Below are 18,378 nucleotides of genomic sequence, written 5' to 3' on the forward strand. Positions count from 1 at the left end.
TCAGATGACTACTGTCTGTCAAAGAACCAAAACTGCCCCTAGTGGCCTACTGAATGATCGGACTTATTCAAATGCGTTTAGTATAGAATAGACATAAAAAAGATAGTATTTTTTATTGAATTAGTTGCATCGACGCGTACTTCCGTTGCCACATCGTCGGGGTGCAGAGTTAGGCCTTATCTTCTACCCGGCCCCGCGGGGCCGGGTAGAAGATAAGGTCGCAAGGAGTATTTGACGGCGGGTAGAGAGCGTATGGATGGTACTGGCCTGCCATGGAAAGTGCATTGGCGAAGCAGGCTATTCCGGAATCAGAAGCTATCCGTTGAAACATGCTCCAATGATCCGACACACAAAGCTGTTTTTCCTAGAAAGAGGCGTAGACAAAGTGTGTACAGATTTGATAAGTGGTTGAAAGAAAAGGGTTTTAAAATCGAGTAACGGCCGATACAGGCGGCCACCGCCGCCCAATTCGCTGTATCCTGCGAACTGTAGGACCAGCCTTTAGGGCCACCGTAAGGAGTATTTAATGTAATTTTATATGTAGTTAATAGTATTTAAATGATAAAAAAACGAAGCTCGTATTAGCCATAGCGCGTCTGTGCAGAACGTAACGGCGACGGGCAGGCAGTGCTAGTATCCCGCCGCCGCGTCGTCGCCACGCGGGTCGGCACCGCCTTCCAGCCGCCCGTCAGGCAGCACCCGAATTATCTCCACCCGGCCCCAGGCATTGCGCGGGTTAAGGATATAGCCCCGGGCGCGTAGCGTATCCTGGGCGGCGGGCAGCAGCGCCCCGGCTTCCACGTCAAGCTGATCCGGGAGCCACTGGTGGTGCAGGCGGGGCGCGGCCACGGCCTGTTGGGCATTCATACCGTAATCCACCACGTTCAGGATGGACTGCAATACGCTGGTGATTATGGTGCTGCCGCCGGGCGTGCCGGTTACCAGGGCCAGCTTTTTGCCCCTCGTCAGAATGGCCGGTGTCATGGAAGACAACATGCGTTTGCCGGGCGCAATAGCGTTGGCAGCGCCGCCTACCAGCCCGTAAGAGTTGGGCGTGCCGGGTTTGCTGCTGAAGTCGTCCATCTCGTTATTGAGCAGGAAGCCGGCTCCGGCAACCACTACTTTGCTGCCGTAGGCGCCGTTGAGGGTGGTGGTGCAGCTCACAGCGTTGCCCTGGGCATCCACCACGTTGTAGTGCGTGGTCTGGTCCGATTCGTAGCCGGGGAGGTTGGCCCCGGCCGTCACCTGGGCGCTGGGCGTGGCGCGGTAGGGCAGGGTGGTAGCCATGCGCCGCCAGTTGTAGTCCTTCTCCAGCAGCTGCGGCACGGGTACTTTGCCAAAGTCCGGGTCGCCGAGGTAGGTGGCGCGGTCGGCGTACACGCGGCGCTGGGCTTCGGTAATCCAGTGCGTGGCCTGAGGCGAGTGCCAGCCGGCCCGGCCCAAGTTGTAGGGCTCCAGCATCTGCAGCATCTGCAGCAGCGCCACGCCACCGGAGCTGGGCGGCGGAAACGTGAGCACCTCGTAGCCCCGGTACCGGCCGTGCAGAGGCGTACGCCATTTAGGCTCGTATTTCAGCAAATCCTGCTTGGTAATGATGCCTTTGCCACGCTGCATTTCGGCTACCAGCAAATTGGCCGTTTTTCCTTCGTAAAAACCGGCTTTGCCCTGGTCGCGGATGCGGCTGAGTGTGGCGGCCAGTGTCCGTAGCCGTAACGTGTCGCCAGGCTGCCATGCGGAGCTAGGCCGCTTATATGGATTATAGAGCGCGGCAATTTGCGCAGGGGGTACTACTACGGGGCCATTCCCAATACTGTCTACTTCTCTTATCCAGAGAGCTACATGTTTGCTGAATTCTTTCGCTTCTTTTACCCACTCTATGTGACCTCCGTCAGAAGTGAAAAACGTAGTATTATTCAGCCCGGCGGCTTCTTTCGCTGTCAGCACCACGCCCTTGGCGGCCAAGTCCACGGCCGGCTGCACCACGTCTTTCCACGGCAGCTTGCCCAGTTTCTGGTGCAGCACCCACATACCGGCCACGGTGCCGGGTACGCCGGCCGCCAGGTGGCCCCGGGTGCTCAGGTTGGGAATTACGTTGCCCTGGGCATCGAGGTACATATCCCGGGAGGCGGCGGCGGGGGCGGTTTCGCGGAAGTCCAGCGCGCCTTCCTGGCCGTCGGTCCCTCGGTAAAGCAAAAAGCCGCCGCCCCCGATGTTGCCGGCCACCGGGAAGGCCACGGCCAGGGCAAACTGCACGGCCACGGCCGCGTCGTAGGCATTGCCTCCCTTCTGCAGAATTTCTACCCCGATGCGCGTGGCCTCGGGGTGGGCCGACACCACCATGGCTTTGGCCGCCACTACGGGCGTGGCCGCCGGAATGGGCGCGGCCAGCGTAGCGGTGGTAAGTCCGGGGGCGGTTGCGGAGGGCGGGGCGGTGGTGCAGGCGGTTAAGGCCGTCAGAAGCAGGAAGGGAATACGGTGGCGCATAGAAGCGTAAAGGTAGGCGAGGCCATAGGGAAAAGCGCGTGGCTATACTTCGGTAGAAAGCAGGGTGGCCCGCACAGTATCAGTAGCAAAAAGCGTCGTTTGGCGACGAGGCAGCTGCTTACTGTCCTCCTTATTGCCGAAGCAGCTACCCCACCTGCGGAACCGGCCGTTGCATGCCAGGGCGGGCTCAAGGCAAACAACTGGCCAATCGGCAACCACAACCGGCTAACCTACAACCAACCCCGGTTCCCTAATCCGCGTAGCTTTGGCCTGAACCAGAACTGTGCCCTGACTATGACGACCGAACCGCTGGCCCCCGCTACTACAGAAGAAACCACGGCGCATCTGCCCCTTGTGCAGCACGACCCGTGGCTGGCCCCCTACGAGCCCGTGCTGCTCCAGCGGCAGCAGCGGCTCACGCAGCGCCTAGCCGAAATAACCGCGCAGCACGGTTCCCTCAGCAAATTCGCCCTCGCGCACCAGCGACTGGGCCTCACTTATGACGGCCGCCGCCGGGGCTACTGGTTCCGGGAGTGGGCTCCCGCCGCCGAGGCGCTCTACCTAGTAGGCGACTTCAACGGCTGGGACCGGCAGGCCACCCCGCTCACCCGGGGGCAGGACGGCGTGTGGGAAGTGTTTCTGGCCGACAAGGAGTACCAGGACCGGCTCACACACTACTCGCTCTACAAAGTGCATGTAGTAACGCGCCACGGGGCCAAAGACCGGCTGCCGGCCACCCTGCGCCGCGCCGTGCAGCACCCCGAAACCAAGGATTTCGCCGCCCAGGTGTGGCGGCCCGAGCAGCCGTTTACGTGGTCAGATCAGAAGTTCCGGGTGCCGAATTTTGTGCGCGAGCCGCTGATTTACGAGGCTCACGTGGGCATGGCTCTGGAAGAAGGCAAAGTGGGTTCCTACCTGGAATTTGCCGAGCAGCTACTGCCCCGCATCCAGGCCGAGGGCTACAACTGCCTGCAGCTGATGGCCGTGATGGAGCACCCGTACTACGGCTCGTTCGGCTACCATGTGGCCAATTTCTTTGCCGTGTCGTCGCGGTTTGGTACGCCCGAGGAGCTCAAGCACCTCATCAACGAGGCCCACCGCCGGGGCATTGCCGTGCTGCTGGACGTGGTGCACTCCCACGCCGTGAAAAACGAGGCTGAAGGATTGGCTGATTTCGACGGCTCCGGCAACCAGTACTTCCACGAGGGCGCGCGCGGCAACCACCCGGGCTGGGATTCCAAGCTGTTCAACTACGCCAAATCCGAGGTACAGCAGTTTCTGCTCAGCAACCTGCGCTACTGGCTGGAGGAGTTTCACTTCGATGGGTTCCGGTTTGATGGCATTACCAGCATGCTCTACCAGCACCACGGCGAAGGCGTGGCCTTTGGCGGCTATGAGCAGTATTTCGGCCCCGATGCCGACGAGGACGCCATCCTGTATTTGCAACTGGCCACTACGCTGGTGCGCGAAATCAAGCGTAGCGCGTTGCTTATTGCTGAGGACATGAGCGGGATGCCCGGCCTGTGCCGGCCCATCGAGGAGGGCGGTATCGGCTTCGATTATCGCCTAGCCATGGGTATTCCGGATTACTGGATTAAGCTGCTCAAGCATACCCGCGACGAGGACTGGAACCTTTACGACCTCTGGCACGTGCTCACCAACCGCCGGGCCGGCGAGAAAACCGTGGCCTATGCCGAAAGCCACGACCAGGCCCTGGTAGGCGACAAAACCCTGGCCCACTGGCTGCTCGATTCGGCTATCTACGAGCACATGCACCGCGCCGACCCCGACCCCATCACGGCCCGGGGTGTGGCTCTGCACAAGCTCATCCGGCTGGCCACGCTCAGTCTGGGCGGGGAGGCCTACCTCAACTTCATCGGCAACGAATTCGGGCACCCCGAGTGGGTGGATTTCCCGCGCGAGGGCAACGGCTGGAGCCACCATTTCGCCCGCCGCCAGTGGAGCCTGGCCGATAATCCGGAGTTGAAATTTCAGTACCTGCTGCAGTTTGACAAGGCCATGCTGCATCTGGCCAAAACCAACCGCCTGCTCACCGCTGGCCCGGCCCACCAGCTCAACATCGACCCGAATAACCAAGTCATGGTATTTGAGCGGGGCAATCTGGTGTTCGTCATCAGCTTCCACGTGGACCGCAGCGTACCCGACTACCGCTTCGTGGTGCCAACAGCAGGCCGTTACCGTATCGTGCTCAATTCCGACGACGCGCAGTTCGGCGGCTTCGGCCGGGTTGATGACAGCCTGACCTATGAAACCTTCCAAGAAGACGGCGTCGCCAAGCTCAGCCTCTACGTGACCAGCCGCACAGCCCTGGTGCTGGCCCGCGTGTAAAGTTCACATCACAAAAAAGCCGCCCGTTTCCTGAGAAGCGGGCGGCTTTTTTGTGATGATTTCTACTGCTTGGTTTTGCGGCCGGTGCGGGCTATTTCCAGCACATCTTCGATGCGCTGGGAGCGGGCGTCGGGCTTTTTGGTGCGGGCTACGCGCTGAATTAGCTCTTTTTGCTGGGTATAGGACAACGCTTCAAACTGGGCCTGCAAACCGGCCCGGTCTAGGGCGCGGGTGAGGTCAATGGGCAACTCCAGGCCGCTGGGGGCGGTGTCGTGCTCCAGCACTACGTGCACCATATCGGCCCAGGTCTTGCCGATGGTGTTACGCAACTCTTTGCGCACGCTCAGCACATGCAGGTCGTCGCCAGCGGGCGTCAGGTTCTGGCGGATAGGAAAGCCATCAATGGTGCCTCGGACGGGCAACGGGCCCTTCGTGCCATATACGTCGGCTACGTTGAAGGGAACGGCCAGAAAAACGCCACTGTCGGCTCCGTCCATTTCCAGGGGGGCGTCAAATTCGTGGCGGAGGGGTGTTTCGAAACTCATGCGGTAGGAGGGAAAAAGGGCACTACGGGCTGACGTCCTGTCAGGCTGTGTTCAAGTTGGTGAAGTACGGTATTCAGCGTTTCGGTATCAGTGGGGTCAACCAGCTGTAGCCGCTCGGGCGCCACGTTGTAGCGCACCCGTAGTAGGTGGGCCACCTCGTCGGAAGCGGCCAGCACCATATCGGCCCGGCGCAGCGCCAGGCGTTCCAGCTCCAAGGCCCAGCCCCGGTCGGCGGGTGTGGCGCGCTCCTGGGCCAAGCTGTGCACGTGCAGCACTAGTGGCCGGCCCGTTTGCTGCCGGATTTCCAGGGCCGCCAGCCAGGTTGGCCAATCGGCAGCGTAAATCACGGCAAAATCTTCCAGTAAGGCCCGACGAGTGGCAAAGCGGGCGTATTGAATCACCTGAAAATTAAGGTCGGCATCCGGGGCCAGATCGACACCCAGCGCGGCCAACGCCTCCACCAGGTTGGTGCGGGCCGGAGCCGGCTGATCGGCGGGTGTCAGCTCTGCAACGGTCTGCCCGGGTGCTTCTGCCACTTCTCTTTCTTCCGGTATAAACCCGCTCACTGGCTGCTCCTGCAGCGTTTCTTCTTCTAACTCTCCGGCTGTGGCGATGGATGCTTCCACCGCCCGGCGCGTGGCCCGTTGGTCAACTACTGCGGGGCGCTCCTCCAGGTGGGACAGGTTCAGGGCATTGGGCAGGGCCACGTTGGGGGCGGCTCCGGCCAGATCCGGTGTAGCGCCCTGATACGGCGCGGCCGGTACGCCCCAACCGCCGCTGGCTCCGTTGGCCGTTTGCTCGTTGCCGGACCCGACGTAGGGCGCGGCGGGCTGCTGCCAGGCTGCTGGCCCGTCGGGGCGGGTGGTGCGGGCTTCGGCCGGGGTGAGGTCGGTGAGGGAGGTAACGCGCGTGGTGGCGGTACTACTGATGGCAGGCTGGGGCTGGTGCGGCACCATCACCGAGAGGGCCGCGTGAGGGGCCAGGATATCAACCAACGGACGGATGGCGGGTACGGGCTGTTCCCCGGCGCGGGGCGCATCGTTCCAGCCGAGCAGGAGCACGTGAAGAGGAGCGGGGGTCATACTAGAGGATAATCAGACAGCAGAAGCGTATACCGGCGTACGGCAAGGTAGAGAAAAAAGGTGCCCGTAGTGCGAAATGCGCGTTCAGTCGAAAACCCAGCCGCCAGGGGCTGCGCCGTACCCGGTTGCTTTTTTACCTTTGCTGTTCGCCGTAGCCGCCGCCTGGCCGCGCCGCGCCTTTTATCCCCAGTTTCTCCCTGACGCACCTGTTCGCATGGCCGAAAATTTCGATAGTAACTACATGGTCAATGACCTGGCCGCGCAGGCGCGCCAGGAGCTCCGCCCCGGGCGGGTAGTGGCGGGCGAGCGACAGGGCACAGACTTCATCTTCCGCTGCGACAACGGCGTGCAGCTCAGTCTGCAGGTAATCACCGACAAGGTGCTACGCTTCCGGTATAGCCCGGAGGGGCCTTTTCCGAAGGATTTCAGCTATGCCTTTGCCGAGGGCGTGCCCGTGCGCCAGGAGCTGGAGTTTCTGGAGTTTCGGGAGAAGCCCGACCACTACCGCATCACCACCGACCGCCTGATTTGTGTGGTGGACAAGGAAAGCCTGCGCACCCGCGTGCTCAACCGCTCCGGCCTGGTGCTCACCGAAGACGAGAAAGGCTTCCACTGGGAGTACGACTATGACTCGGGCAACGACCTGGTGAAGATGAGCAAGCAGGTGCAGAGCGGGGCCCACTACTACGGCCTCGGCGACAAGCCCGACAACATGAACCTGCGTGGCAAGCAGTTCACCAACTGGGGCACCGATACCTACGGCTATCAGAAAGGCTCCGACCCGCTCTACAAAAACATTCCTTTCTTTCTGGGCCTGCACCAGAAGGTGGCCCACGGTATCTTCTTCGACAACACGTTCAAGGCCTCCTTCGACTTCGCGGCCGAGCGCGCCGATGTGGCCTCGTTCTGGGCCCAGGGCGGCGAGATGAACTACTACTTCATCTACGGCCCTTCGCTCGTGGAAGTCACCCAGGAGTATACCCGCCTCACCAGCCCGCCCGAGCTGCCGCCGCTGTGGGCGCTGGGCTACCACCAGTGCAAGTGGAGCTACTTCCCCGAGAGCAACGTGAAGGCCATTGCCCAGGGCTTCCGCGACCGGAAAATCCCCTGCGACGCGCTGTACCTGGATATTGACTATATGGATGGCTACCGGTGCTTTACCTGGAGCCCCACGCACTTCCCCGAGCCCCAGCGCATGGTGCGGGAGTTGGCCGAGGACGGCTTCAAAACCATCGTCATCATCGACCCCGGCATCAAGATTGACCCCGACTACGCGGTGCACCGGGAGGCACTCAAGAATGACTACTTCTGCCGCCGCGCCGACGGCCCCCTGATGAAGGGCTCAGTGTGGCCCGGCCTCTGCCACTTCCCCGACTACACCCGCCCCGAGGTGCGCGAGTGGTGGGCTGGCCTGTTCAAGGGCCTGATTCAGGAAACCGGCGTGAAGGGCGTCTGGAACGACATGAACGAGCCCGCCGTGTTCGAGAAAGGCACTTTCCCCGACGATGTGCGCTTTGGCTACGACGGCCTGGGCGCTTCGCACCGCAAGGCCCACAATATCTACGGCATGCAGATGGCCCGCGCCACCAACGAAGGCGTGAAGCAGTTCAGCTACCCCAACCGGCCCTTTACCATCACGCGCAGCACCTACGCCGGCGGCCAGCGCTACTCCTCCGGCTGGACCGGCGACAATATTGCTTCCTGGGAGCACCTGTGGCTGGCTAACATCCAGTGCCAGCGGCTGAGCATCTCGGGCTTCTCGTTCGTAGGCTCCGATATCGGAGGCTTTATTGACACGCCAGACGGCGAACTGTACGCCCGCTGGGTGGCGCTGGGCGCGTTCCACCCGTTCTTCCGCACCCACAGCTCCGGTGACCACGGCGACCAGGAGCCCTGGTCGTTCGGGGAGTACTACATGGAAGTGGCCCGCAGCTTCATTGAGCTGCGCTACCGTTTGCTGCCCTACATGTACACCGCCTTCTGGCAGTACGCCACGGCCGGCACGCCCATCCTGCGCCCCCTGGCTTTCCTTGATCAGGCCGATACCGATACCTACCTGCGCATGGCCGAGTTCAGCCTCGGCGACCACCTGCTGGTGTGCCCCATCACCACGGCCGGTGCCGACGGCCGCTGGATGTACCTGCCCCGCGGCGACTGGTTCTACTACTACACCGACGAGGCCAAGGCCGGCGGCCAGGAAGTGTGGGCCGCCGCCGACCTCACCCGCATTCCGATCTTCATCAAGGCCGGGGCCGTGGTGCCTATGTACCCGCTCATGCAGTACGTGGGCGAGAAAGTGGTGGAAGAAGTGACCCTGCACGTGTATTTCAAGCAGGGGGAAGAAACCAGCGTGCTCTACGAAGACGGCGGCGAAGGCTACGGCTACGAGCAGGGCCAGCGCACCACCCGCCGCTTCCGTGTGACGGGCACCACCCAGGGCCTGTTGCTCCAGCAGGAAACCGAAGGCGACTACCAGCCCACCTGGGCCACCTACCGCGTGGTGCTGCACGGCCTGCCGTTCCAGCCCACCGCCTTCAGCACCGACGGCCAGCCCGCCACCGCCACCGAAGCCACCCTCGAAACCGGCCTCACCCTGCCCGCCGTGGTAGTTGGAGCTGGTTTCACGGAGCTGGTGATTGGGTAGTTTGGGGGTGGGAGGGTAGGAGTTGTCATTGCAAGCAGCGCGAAGCACCCGAAAGACAGCGCAGCTAAGCCTTCCTTCACACGGAGCAAAACCCTGAAATGTAGAAAGCCCCTGACGTCCGTGCTGGCGTCAGGGGCTTTCTGCGTATCTACGGTCAGCTCTTCGGAAAGTAAGGATTGGCACTACTTGATGCGCGGAACGTTGTGCCTCCTTGCAACGACAACTCCTACCCTCAAGCCCTCTTACCCTCACGCCCCAAAAGCCTCACTCCCCAATCCGCTCCCGCAGGTACTGGTATACTTCGGGGCTGCTGAGCAGGGTTCCGTGGTGGAGCTTGGAGTAGATGTGGGTGCTGATGAGCAGCTCGGGCGGGGCAGCCGGGTCCTGGAAGATGCGGCCACGGGCACTGCCCGCGCCCACCAGCCCGTCGCCGAAGTAGTCGTGCAGGGCGGAATTGGCCGATTTCAGCAACGAGCCCACCAGAATGTGGTAGCGCACCCCGGGCAGCGGCGGCACCACCGTACGGGGCGGAAACAGGTCGTCGGCGTGCTCATTCTGCCAGTCCTCGTCGGTGAGGCGGGCGTGGCGCAGGTCCTTGATACCGTTGCTGCGCTGGTCAATGAGCCCGCTGATAGCCCGGGTGGGCCACAGGTTGATTTTGCGCAGAATCAGGCTGGTCAGGTGGCTGTTCTGCTCCAGAAACGAGCCGTCATTCGGCACGCCCAGCAGAAACACGTCCCGCAGGTGCTCCAGCCAGGATGGAGGCTCGTTTTTGGTCGTTGGTTTTTGGTTTTTGGTCGTTGGATGGGCAGTACCCTCGTCGGTAGAATGAGCCGAATCTGTCCCGTTTTTACTTTTTACTCCTTCATTCTTAATTCCTCCGTAATGTCCGGCCGAGCGAATGATCAGGCCGCCCATGCTGTGGCCCACGAGCACCAGCTCGCCCACCGCACCAGGGTAGGTGGTGACCAGCTCCGTGAGCAGGGCATGCAGCTGGCGGCCGTTGTCGGAAATGTGCAGGCCGGAGTTGTAGCGTAGATAGAGGCAGCACACGTCCAGCTCCCGCTGCAGGCGTGGCCCGAAGCGCAGGTCATCGGGGCCATTGCCAGTCTGCCAGATCACCTCGTCGCCCATCAGCCCATGCAGAAACACCACCGTTTTGCGCGGCCGGCCGCTGTCCGTGGGCAGTAAACCTAGATCCGCTACCGGCACATCGGCCCCGTAGCGGCGGAAGCTCATGTGAATAGCGCGCCGGTCCTGGCGGGCCGCCAGCTGGTCACCAAAGGCACCATTGAGCACCGGCAGCGTGAAATGCAGGTTGTCCTGGCCCACGCGGTAGAGCACGCCGGCCCCGTTGAACGGGGCCTGGGCCGCCCGGCCCACGGCCGCTACGGCTCGTCGCCACCGCGAGGGACGGGGCGGGTCGGCATCGGATGGAAAATCGGGAATGGTAGGGTCTTCGGGTTCGGTCACGGAATGAGGAGTTTGCGCGTCAGCGGCCCTTCCGGCGTGCTGAGTCGCAAAAGATACACTCCGGCCGGTTGTCCGTGCAACTCTACGCGCCGGCCGCTGGCCTGGTTGAGTGGGGCTGCCGCCTGCCGGGCTACGAGCCGGCCGGCCGCGTCGGTTACCTCGTAGGGGGCCGTGGCCACAGCAGGCTCGCTCAGGGAAGCCAGTTGAAACCAGCCGTCGGCACTTGGGTTGGGGTAGATACTCAGGGCCTGTTGCAGGCGGGGCGGGGCCGTGGCGGTAGCCGTGCCCTGCAATGATATTTCATCGACGTAGAGCGTGGAAACGCCGATGCTCTGACCGTTTCCGGCCACAAAAAACAGCCGCAGCGTATCCGGAGTCAGGCCCGATACGTAGCCTAACGGCACCGAAATCCGGCCGTACGTGGTGCGGGCGGGGAGTACATCGGCGTAGCCCGCCACCGCCTGAATGGCATTACCGCCGCCGCGCGTCAGCACGATGTACACGCCGGCCGTGTCGTTGGTGGCCGTGCTCAGCTTGTACCAGAACTGCAGGCTGCCCGGCCGGCCCGTGTAGGGCACTCCGCTAATGCCAAACCCGGACGGCCGAAACCGGTCACCCAGCATCAGGAGGCCCGGAAATGGTGCCCCGAAAAAAGCCTTACTCTCGATTTTGGCCGCGAAGCTGCCCGCCTGCCGGTCCGTAGATTTCGTGACGGTGCCTAGGGCCAGCGGAATGCCTTGGCCGCTGTACAACTCATCGGAGGAATACCAGCCCTGCGGGCTTTCGGTTGCGCCGCGCGCAGCCCAGGTTTCCAGGCCGCCATTCACAATTCCCTGCGCCTGCACTGGCAGCAAGCCACTGCCCATCCAACTCATTACCAGTAAGTAAAACAGCTTTTTCATTGCCTTCCGCACGTAAAATGACTGCCGGACTCCGCCTGAGTCTGCTATACTGTAAATATACTATATATTGTAATTTGCTTTATATCACATCATTGGGTGATGAAGCGGTGAAGCTAGGATGGAGATGGGGTAGGCGGGGGTAGCGCAGCTCCCAGCACGGCCCCGGTCAGCAGGCCACCGACGTGGGCGGCGTTGTCGGTGGTATGAGCCTGCAGGCCGCCCGTGAGGCTGCTGATCATCAGATAAAACACGAACAGCAGCACGGTGTACCGCTCCGAGCGGGAAAAGGCTGCCGGCCGCCGCACCAGCGTAGCCAGCAGTAGCCCGTACAGCCCGAAAATGGCCCCCGAAGCCCCCACCGAATTTACGCCCGCCGTGTGCCACCACAGACTGGCCAGACTTCCACCCACCCCGCATAGAAGATACACCAGCAACATTCGGCGGGAACCCGTCAGCCGCTCCGTCAGCAGCCCCAGCAGCACCAACGACGACATGTTCAGCAGCAAATGGGCCACGCCGCCGTGCAGAAACGTACTGCTCAACAGTCGCCACGGCTCGGCGGGCAGCGTAAGAAGCGAAAAGTTGGAGCCCCACCGAATCAGGTCGGCACCGGTGGGCTGCCAGAAGCTGCTGCCGCTCAGGCCCAGTGCCGCGTAGGCCAGCAGGTTCAGCCACAGCAGCAACGGCGTGACGCGGTAGCCTGCCCGGAACCCGAAAATGCCCCGGATGGCTCCCCAGGTCACGCCCCCAGCCGTGGGCTCAGGAGCGGAAGGCGGGGGCGGTACTGCCGCCGTCGGCTGTACGTCCGGCACGAGGCCGCGCCGCTGCAGCTCCCGCACGGCCGCCTGACCGACGGCCGCCGGGTACTGCTGCGCGTGCTGGGCCAGATATAGCAGCTCGGCGTCGGTTTTCCGGGCAAACAGCTCGGCGGGAGTGGGGGAATCGGACATAAGCAACAAGAAGCCGCCCCCAAAACAACCGGCGCGGTGTAGTGGGGGCGGCGTCATAAATCCTGCCAGGGCTGACTACCTGACAGGATTACCATTGCTGCTTACAGGGAGGTGCCGGTACTGCGGTTAGCGGCGGCTTTCGTCACCACGAGTACGGCCCCGTCGTGGGCGCGGGGGCCGAAGGCTTTGACTGCCGTCTGCCGCTTCACCACCACAATGCGGGCAAAGGCCGACGCGGGCAGATTGCGGATACCGGCCGGCGCTTCACCGGTCGAAGGGTCGCTGGGCAGAGCTTCGCCGTCGATGATATAAAGCGGATTCTGGTTCTGACGCGGGGCAGGCAGGGTTTTTACTTCGGTGTAGCCTTCTTTCGCCGGCGCGGTTTTGGGTGCCCTACCCAACGTAGCTAAGTTGCCGGCAATGGGAGCTTTCTGTGAAGGCAGGCCCTGCACTACCCGGCTGATATCGGCGGCTTCGGCGGCCTCAGTGAAAGCAGCTTCGGCATTGGTTAGTTCAGCTCCCAATTCATACTGGGATTTGATGGTTTGGAGCGAGGAACGGCGCAGCGTGAGGCCCTGCTGCATTTCATTGAGGCGTTCCTCCATAATTGGGTGCAGATGCTGGTCGTAGGCGCGCGCCTTCATAAACCACGTAATGCGCTCCAGCGTCAGGTCAATCTGGCCCGTAAAGACGGAGGAAGCCGAGTCGCCCTGGGCTTGGGCCGTGAGGTAGGTGGCGGCGTTTTCGGCCAGCCAATAGCGCCGGGCCGTGCGGGCAAAACGGCCGGTGGCAGTAGTATCAGCACGGTCGGCAGCCGGCAGCTGGCGACGGGTAGCGGCCACCTGGCGGGCCGCTTCGACCTCGAAGGCAGGCAGTTGCTTTGCCTGCACGGCTTCCAGCACAATGGGTTTCGCCTCGGCAGGCTTGGCTTTGGTTGCCGCCCCCCCCGACGAATCGCGCAGACCCCACCAGCCCAGTCCCAGCACGGCTGCGCCAATAGCCGCTGCCGGCCACCAGCGCATCACGGAGGAAGCCGCTGGCTGCTCATACTCATTGAGTTCGGGGGCGGCTTCCGTGTGGGCCGGCCGTGGCACTGTTGCTCCGCGCCGACGCAGTTCCCGGCCGGCTTCGGCAAGCAGCTCGGGGTGATATAGCTCCGGGTGTTGCACCAGATAAAGCAGCTCTTCGGTGGTTTTTTGCAGAAAGGAATCAGAGGGAACAGACATAATGGATAGCGAAGAAAAAAAGCAGAGAAAAGCGGCTCTAAATTCGGCAGAAACCCTCGTATTTCCAGTACTGATTTACCAACAACGTCCACCAAAGCGCGTATAGCCTGGCTACGTGCCGCATAACGGTTACCGGCTCCAACAGCACCAGCCGTGGCACCCGCCTATCGGGCAACACAGGTGGCCCGGTAGCCTTCTACTCATTCCTCATTCCCCCACTTTAGCATCATGGCTCAGAAAACCCAACAGCCCGAAAACGACCCGCAAGCCCCAAAAACGCCCGAAACCACCCAGAAGGACCTTGCTCAGGATAGCGGCGACGGTATCCGGGGTGGCTATGGCAACAGTGACCAGACCAACGGCCTTGAGGGCGGCGGCCAGACTGATGAGTCAGAAGAAAAGACAACGCCCGAAGAGCCGGCCAAGTAGGTTGCCAGCTGTTTGCCTCGTGTTTCCCCGCTTCGGGCTGGTTGTACCCGGCTCGGAGCGGGGTGTTTTTTTGTAGGAAAAAGAACGTTGTGCAGAAGCGCAGCCGAAGTAACTGGCGGGCTGCAGTTGCAAGGGTAATTAAATTGCAAATTATCAATTTATAAGAATGACATTTCAAGCTTGCCGAGGAATCTCGCGTGCTGATGTTGTGGTGGTAATCATACGTCAGCACGCGAGATTCCTCGCCTTCGCTCGGCATGACGTTCTCGCGGCATGATGAACTTCTCTTTTACCACCTGCCCGGTATCTTGCGGGGTATGAAGAAACTTGTTTGCGCGGGCCTGTTGGTGTGGGCTGGGCTGGGGGCTCAGCCGGGTGCAGGCCAGCCTTCCTTGCGCCACCTGCTCCGCACCGATTCGGTGCTGGCTCCGGTGGCACGGCAGGGCCGACGCTACCGCTTGCAGATTCTCTACACCCGCATCCGGCGCGACAGGCAGGGAGGGGTGCATTTTCGCCACTATGCCTACCGGCTGCGGCCCCGGGAGTACTTCTATCCGGCCAGCGCCATTAAGCTGCCCGCGGCCGTGCTGGCCCTGGAAAAGCTGCACGACCTGCGCCGCCAGATTCCGGACCTCAGCAGCCACTCGCCCCTGCGCATCGACTCGGCAGGCTGGGGCCAGAGGGCCGTTTGGCGCGATACCAGCAGCCAGAACGGCCGGGCCAGCTTGGCTCAGTACGTGCGCAAAATTCTGCTGGTGAGTGATAATGATGCCTACAACCGCCTGTATGAGTTTGTGGGCCCGGCCGGTTTGCAACGGGGCCTGCGGAGCCACGGCCTGTACGCCACCGTGCTGCGGCACCGTCTCTCGGTAGGCGACGAGGACTCGACCGCGCGGCGCACCAATCCGCTGGCGTTGTTTGCCGATTCCAGCCTTACCCGGCCGCTATACGTGCAGCCGGCGGCCACTTTTGCCGGCGCCTGGCCCCGGCGGCGGCAACGGCGGCAGTCCGTTGGCGAAGCCTACCTGCGAGGCAGCCAGCGTATTGATCAGCCGCTCGATTTTAGCTTTAAAAACACTACCACCCTACATGACTTGCAGCGCACCCTACGGGCCGTGCTGTTTCCGGCGGCGGTGCCGGCGCGGCATCAGTTCCGGCTCGATTCCCTGGACCGGCGTCTGGTGCTCGATAACCTGCATCAGCTGCCGCGCCAGAGCCGCTGGCCCCGCTACGACGCCGTTCATTTCTCCGATAACTACGCCAAGTTTCTGCTGGCTGGCGGCGCGCCAGGGCCGTTACCTGAGGGCGTGCGCATCTACAATAAAATCGGACAAGCCTACGGCTTTCTCATTGATAACGCCTACATCACCAACCCGGCTCAGGGCGTGGAGTTTCTGCTGAGCGTGGTGGTGTACGTGAATCAGGACGAGGTACTCAACGACGATCAATATGAGTACGATACGGTGGGGCTGCCTTTTTTGCGTCAACTAGGCAACGTGCTGTACCAGAGTGAGCTGCGTCGGTGCGGCCGGTAGCTGCGTAGCCTGCCGATAACAGTATGGAAATAACGGGCGTATGCGGTTCTGACTTTCTTCCGCGTTCTATGTCCTCCAACCCCTTTGGCCTCACGGTAATTTCTTCGATTCGGGACTACCGCCGCCGAGTGGCGGCCCGGCCGGAGCGCCGCTTGGTGGATCTGGCGGCCCTGATTCCGGGGCTGGTGCTGGATATTCGGTATGCCACCGCCCGCAACCTGCTGGGCCGGCCGGTGTACTCGCAGGCACGGGCGCTGCTGCGGCAGCCAGTAGCCGAGGCCCTGGCCCGGGTACAGGCCGCTCTGAGCCGCCTGGGCCTGGGCCTGTGCGTGTACGATGCCTACCGGCCCTACAGTGTAACGGTGAGCTTCTACGAGCACGTCCGCGACGAGAATTTTGCAGCCCCGCCCTGGCGCGGCTCCCGCCACAACCGGGGCTGCTCCGTAGATGTGGGCCTAGTGGAGCACGCTAGCGGCCGGCCCCTGCCATTGCCCACCGATTTCGACGAGCTGACGCCAGCCGCGCACTCCCGGTATGGCAATCTGTCCCCGCACGTACTCTTCAACCGCAGTATTCTGCTGGCCGCCATGAAGCGGCAGGGCTTCGTGAATTACCCCGGCGAGTGGTGGCACTTCGACCACCAGTGCTGGACCGAATTCGATCTGCTGGATTTGCCGTTTGAGGAATTAGGGAGAGAGTGAGGGAATGCCATATCATGGCGAGCAGCGCGAAGCACCCGAAGGACAGCGCAGCTACTCCTTATATGAACTCGGAACGCAGGCATTTTCCAAAGCCTCTGCCGCCGGAAACAGCGTCAGAGGCTTTCTGCCTCATAAGTACTCAGAACTTGGAAAAGGACGGATTACGTTGTTGTGCCTCCTCGCCATGACAAATCCTCCGTCAGTTCACCGGCGCACTCCCTAACTTTACGAGGATGTTTCAATTAATTGCCGCCGGCCGCTTCCTGCTTTTTCTGTTCCTGAGTTTTTTCCTGTTGCTGCCCACCCCGGGCCGGGCGGCCGATGTGCCGCCCAAACGGGAGCTGCGCGGAGTCTGGATTGCTACCGTCGAGAATATCGACTGGCCCAGTAGCCGGGGCCTCACGCCCGAGCAGCAGCGCCGCGAGTACCGCCGCATGCTCGATGAGCACCAGCAGAACGGCATCAACGCTGTATTTGTGCAGGTGCGGCCCGCTTCCGATGCTTTCTACCAGAGCAGCCTGGAACCCTGGAGCAAGTGGCTGACCGGCACGCAAGGCAAGGCTCCGGCCCCCTTCTACGACCCGCTGCCCTTTCTCATCGAAGAGGCCCACAACCGAGGCATGGAGTTTCACGCATGGTTCAACCCCTACCGGGCTACCATGGACACCGTGACGCGCCGCCTAGCCGCCAACCACCCCTACCGCAAGCACCCCGAGTGGTTTATCCGCTTCGCGGGCAAGTTGCTCTACAACCCCGGCCTGCCGGAAGTGCGCGCCTACATCAACCAGGTAATTCTGGATGTGGTGCGCCGCTACGACATCGACGGGGTGCATTTCGACGACTACTTCTACCCGTATCCGGAGGCCAACCAGGTTATTCACGATGAGGACGCCTTTGCCCGCTTCAACCCCGATAACCTGCCGGTGGCGGCGTGGCGGCGGCAGAATGTGAACCTGCTCATCCGGGATTTGCACGACTCCATCCAGCACACCAAGCGGTGGGTGAAGTTTGGGATTTCGCCCTTTGGTGTGTGGCGCAATCAGACCTCCGACCCCAACGGCTCGGCCACTAAAGCCTTCCAGGGCTATGATGGCTTGTACGCCGACGCGCTGGAATGGACACGCCAGGGCTGGGTAGATTACCTGTTGCCGCAGCTGTATTGGAGTACTGGTTTTCGAGTGGCGCAGTACCCGGTGCTGGTGGAGTGGTGGGCGCGCAATGCCAACGGCCGCCACATGTACATCGGGCACGGCGCGTACCGCATGCTGGAAAGTACCCGCGCCGACACCGTGTGGCGCAACCCGCGCGAGTTACCCCGGCAGGTGCGCTTCAACCGTACGTTCCCGGCCGAAGTCAATGGCAGCGTGTTTTTCAGCTCCCGCTCTCTGATGGCAAATGCTCTGCACACCACCGATTCGTTGCGGCTACACGAGTTCCGCTACCCAGCTTTGGTGCCCACCATGCCCTGGCTTGATGCCGTGCCGCCTCGCCCGGCCCAGCAGCTCACCGTGGCTACCCAACTCACCGTAAACACGCTCACGTGGCAGTCCGGTCCCGCCGCTGCCGACGGCGACGAGGCCCGTTACTATGCCCTCTACCGCTTCGAAGAGGACCAGACGCCCAGCCCCGACGACCCGCGTAATCTGCTGGCTATTGTGCGGCCCCAGGCCGGCCGCAAACTGCAGTTTCAGGATACCACGGCCCGTTTCGGCCGAAGCTACGCCTACTACCTCACCGCCTTTGACCGCCTGCACAATGAGAGCCGGCCCATTTCGGTGCGCACCAACGGCCGCCCCGCCGAAGTAATTGTGGCGCAGCAGGCCCCACCAGAGCCAACTCCCGCGCCGGTACCGGTGCCACAGCCCGCGCCAACTCCGGTGCCGCCAGTTGCCACCGCACCGGTGCCGTCAGCCCCGTCTCGCCCGGTGATTACGCGGCCGGCTGGTACGCCTACCAAAGTGAAGGTAAAAACCAAAACCAAGCGGCGCGGCGGCTTCTTCGAGCGGCTGTTTGGCGGCCGGTAGTTGTCGGGTTGGGGCCTGAACTCCCAACAAAAAA

General features: G+C 62.2%; 13 protein-coding genes. 6 read left to right on the top strand and 7 right to left on the bottom strand.

Annotated features, from left to right (window positions below; genetic code table 11):
• Positions 1-630: 630 nt before the first annotated feature.
• Positions 631-2,484, bottom strand: a complete 1,854-nt coding sequence (gene ggt / locus HSW_RS06410) for a gamma-glutamyltransferase (RefSeq protein WP_044001278.1) — start codon at positions 2,482-2,484, stop codon at positions 631-633.
• A 294-nt stretch (positions 2,485-2,778) separates the two neighbouring features.
• On the opposite strand from ggt, the gene HSW_RS06415 reads away from it, so the two are divergent.
• Positions 2,779-4,833, top strand: coding sequence for an alpha amylase C-terminal domain-containing protein (locus HSW_RS06415; protein WP_052346186.1), 2,055 nt, complete (start codon positions 2,779-2,781; stop codon positions 4,831-4,833).
• Positions 4,834-4,895: 62 nt separating this feature from the next.
• On the opposite strand, the gene HSW_RS22600 is transcribed toward HSW_RS06415, so the two are convergent.
• Positions 4,896-5,378, bottom strand: coding sequence for a YdeI/OmpD-associated family protein (locus HSW_RS22600; RefSeq protein WP_052346187.1), 483 nt, complete (start codon positions 5,376-5,378; stop codon positions 4,896-4,898).
• Positions 5,375-6,460, bottom strand: coding sequence for a glycosyltransferase family 4 protein (locus HSW_RS06425; protein ID WP_155832854.1), 1,086 nt, complete (start codon positions 6,458-6,460; stop codon positions 5,375-5,377). Before HSW_RS06425 ends, HSW_RS22600 begins: the two co-directional genes overlap by 4 nt.
• 139 nt (positions 6,461-6,599) lie before the next feature.
• Between HSW_RS06425 and HSW_RS06430 the strand changes: the two genes are divergently transcribed.
• The gene (locus HSW_RS06430; RefSeq protein ID WP_197031953.1) at positions 6,600-9,104 is read left to right on the top strand and encodes a glycoside hydrolase family 31 protein; all 2,505 of its coding nucleotides are present in this window, start codon (positions 6,600-6,602) and stop codon (positions 9,102-9,104) included.
• Between the two features lie 264 nt (positions 9,105-9,368).
• Here HSW_RS06430 and HSW_RS22605 read toward each other — a convergent pair whose 3' ends face one another.
• The 4 genes from HSW_RS22605 to HSW_RS06450 all read right to left on the bottom strand — a co-directional run bounded on the left by HSW_RS22605 (position 9,369) and on the right by HSW_RS06450 (position 13,655).
• Positions 9,369-10,577, bottom strand: coding sequence for an alpha/beta hydrolase (locus tag HSW_RS22605; RefSeq protein ID WP_052346188.1), 1,209 nt, complete (start codon positions 10,575-10,577; stop codon positions 9,369-9,371).
• Positions 10,574-11,479 (bottom strand): T9SS type A sorting domain-containing protein, encoded by a 906-nt coding sequence (locus HSW_RS06440; RefSeq protein ID WP_044001280.1) that lies wholly within the window; start codon positions 11,477-11,479, stop codon positions 10,574-10,576. Before HSW_RS06440 ends, HSW_RS22605 begins: the two co-directional genes overlap by 4 nt.
• 113 nt (positions 11,480-11,592) lie before the next feature.
• Positions 11,593-12,429 (bottom strand): rhomboid family intramembrane serine protease, encoded by an 837-nt coding sequence (locus tag HSW_RS06445; protein WP_052346189.1) that lies wholly within the window; start codon positions 12,427-12,429, stop codon positions 11,593-11,595.
• Between the two features lie 101 nt (positions 12,430-12,530).
• Positions 12,531-13,655, bottom strand: a complete 1,125-nt coding sequence (locus tag HSW_RS06450) for a hypothetical protein (protein WP_044001281.1) — start codon at positions 13,653-13,655, stop codon at positions 12,531-12,533.
• Positions 13,656-13,883: 228 nt separating this feature from the next.
• Between HSW_RS06450 and HSW_RS06455 the strand changes: the two genes are divergently transcribed.
• The 4 genes from HSW_RS06455 (at position 13,884) to HSW_RS06470 (ending at position 18,344) form a co-directional block, all read left to right on the top strand.
• Positions 13,884-14,084: a hypothetical protein gene (locus tag HSW_RS06455; protein ID WP_044001282.1), complete on the top strand. Its 201-nt coding sequence runs from the start codon at positions 13,884-13,886 to the stop codon at positions 14,082-14,084.
• 317 nt (positions 14,085-14,401) lie between these two features.
• A complete protein-coding gene (locus HSW_RS06460; RefSeq protein ID WP_197031954.1) occupies positions 14,402-15,619 on the top strand; it encodes a serine hydrolase in 1,218 nt (405 codons plus the stop codon).
• Positions 15,620-15,687: 68 nt separating this feature from the next.
• Positions 15,688-16,320 (top strand): M15 family metallopeptidase, encoded by a 633-nt coding sequence (locus HSW_RS06465; protein WP_052346190.1) that lies wholly within the window; start codon positions 15,688-15,690, stop codon positions 16,318-16,320.
• A gap of 233 nt (positions 16,321-16,553) precedes the next feature.
• Positions 16,554-18,344 (top strand): glycoside hydrolase family 10 protein, encoded by a 1,791-nt coding sequence (locus HSW_RS06470; RefSeq protein WP_044001283.1) that lies wholly within the window; start codon positions 16,554-16,556, stop codon positions 18,342-18,344.
• Positions 18,345-18,378 lie beyond the last annotated feature (34 nt).

The organism is Hymenobacter swuensis DY53, assembly GCF_000576555.1.
Lineage (GTDB): Bacteria > Bacteroidota > Bacteroidia > Cytophagales > Hymenobacteraceae > Hymenobacter > Hymenobacter swuensis.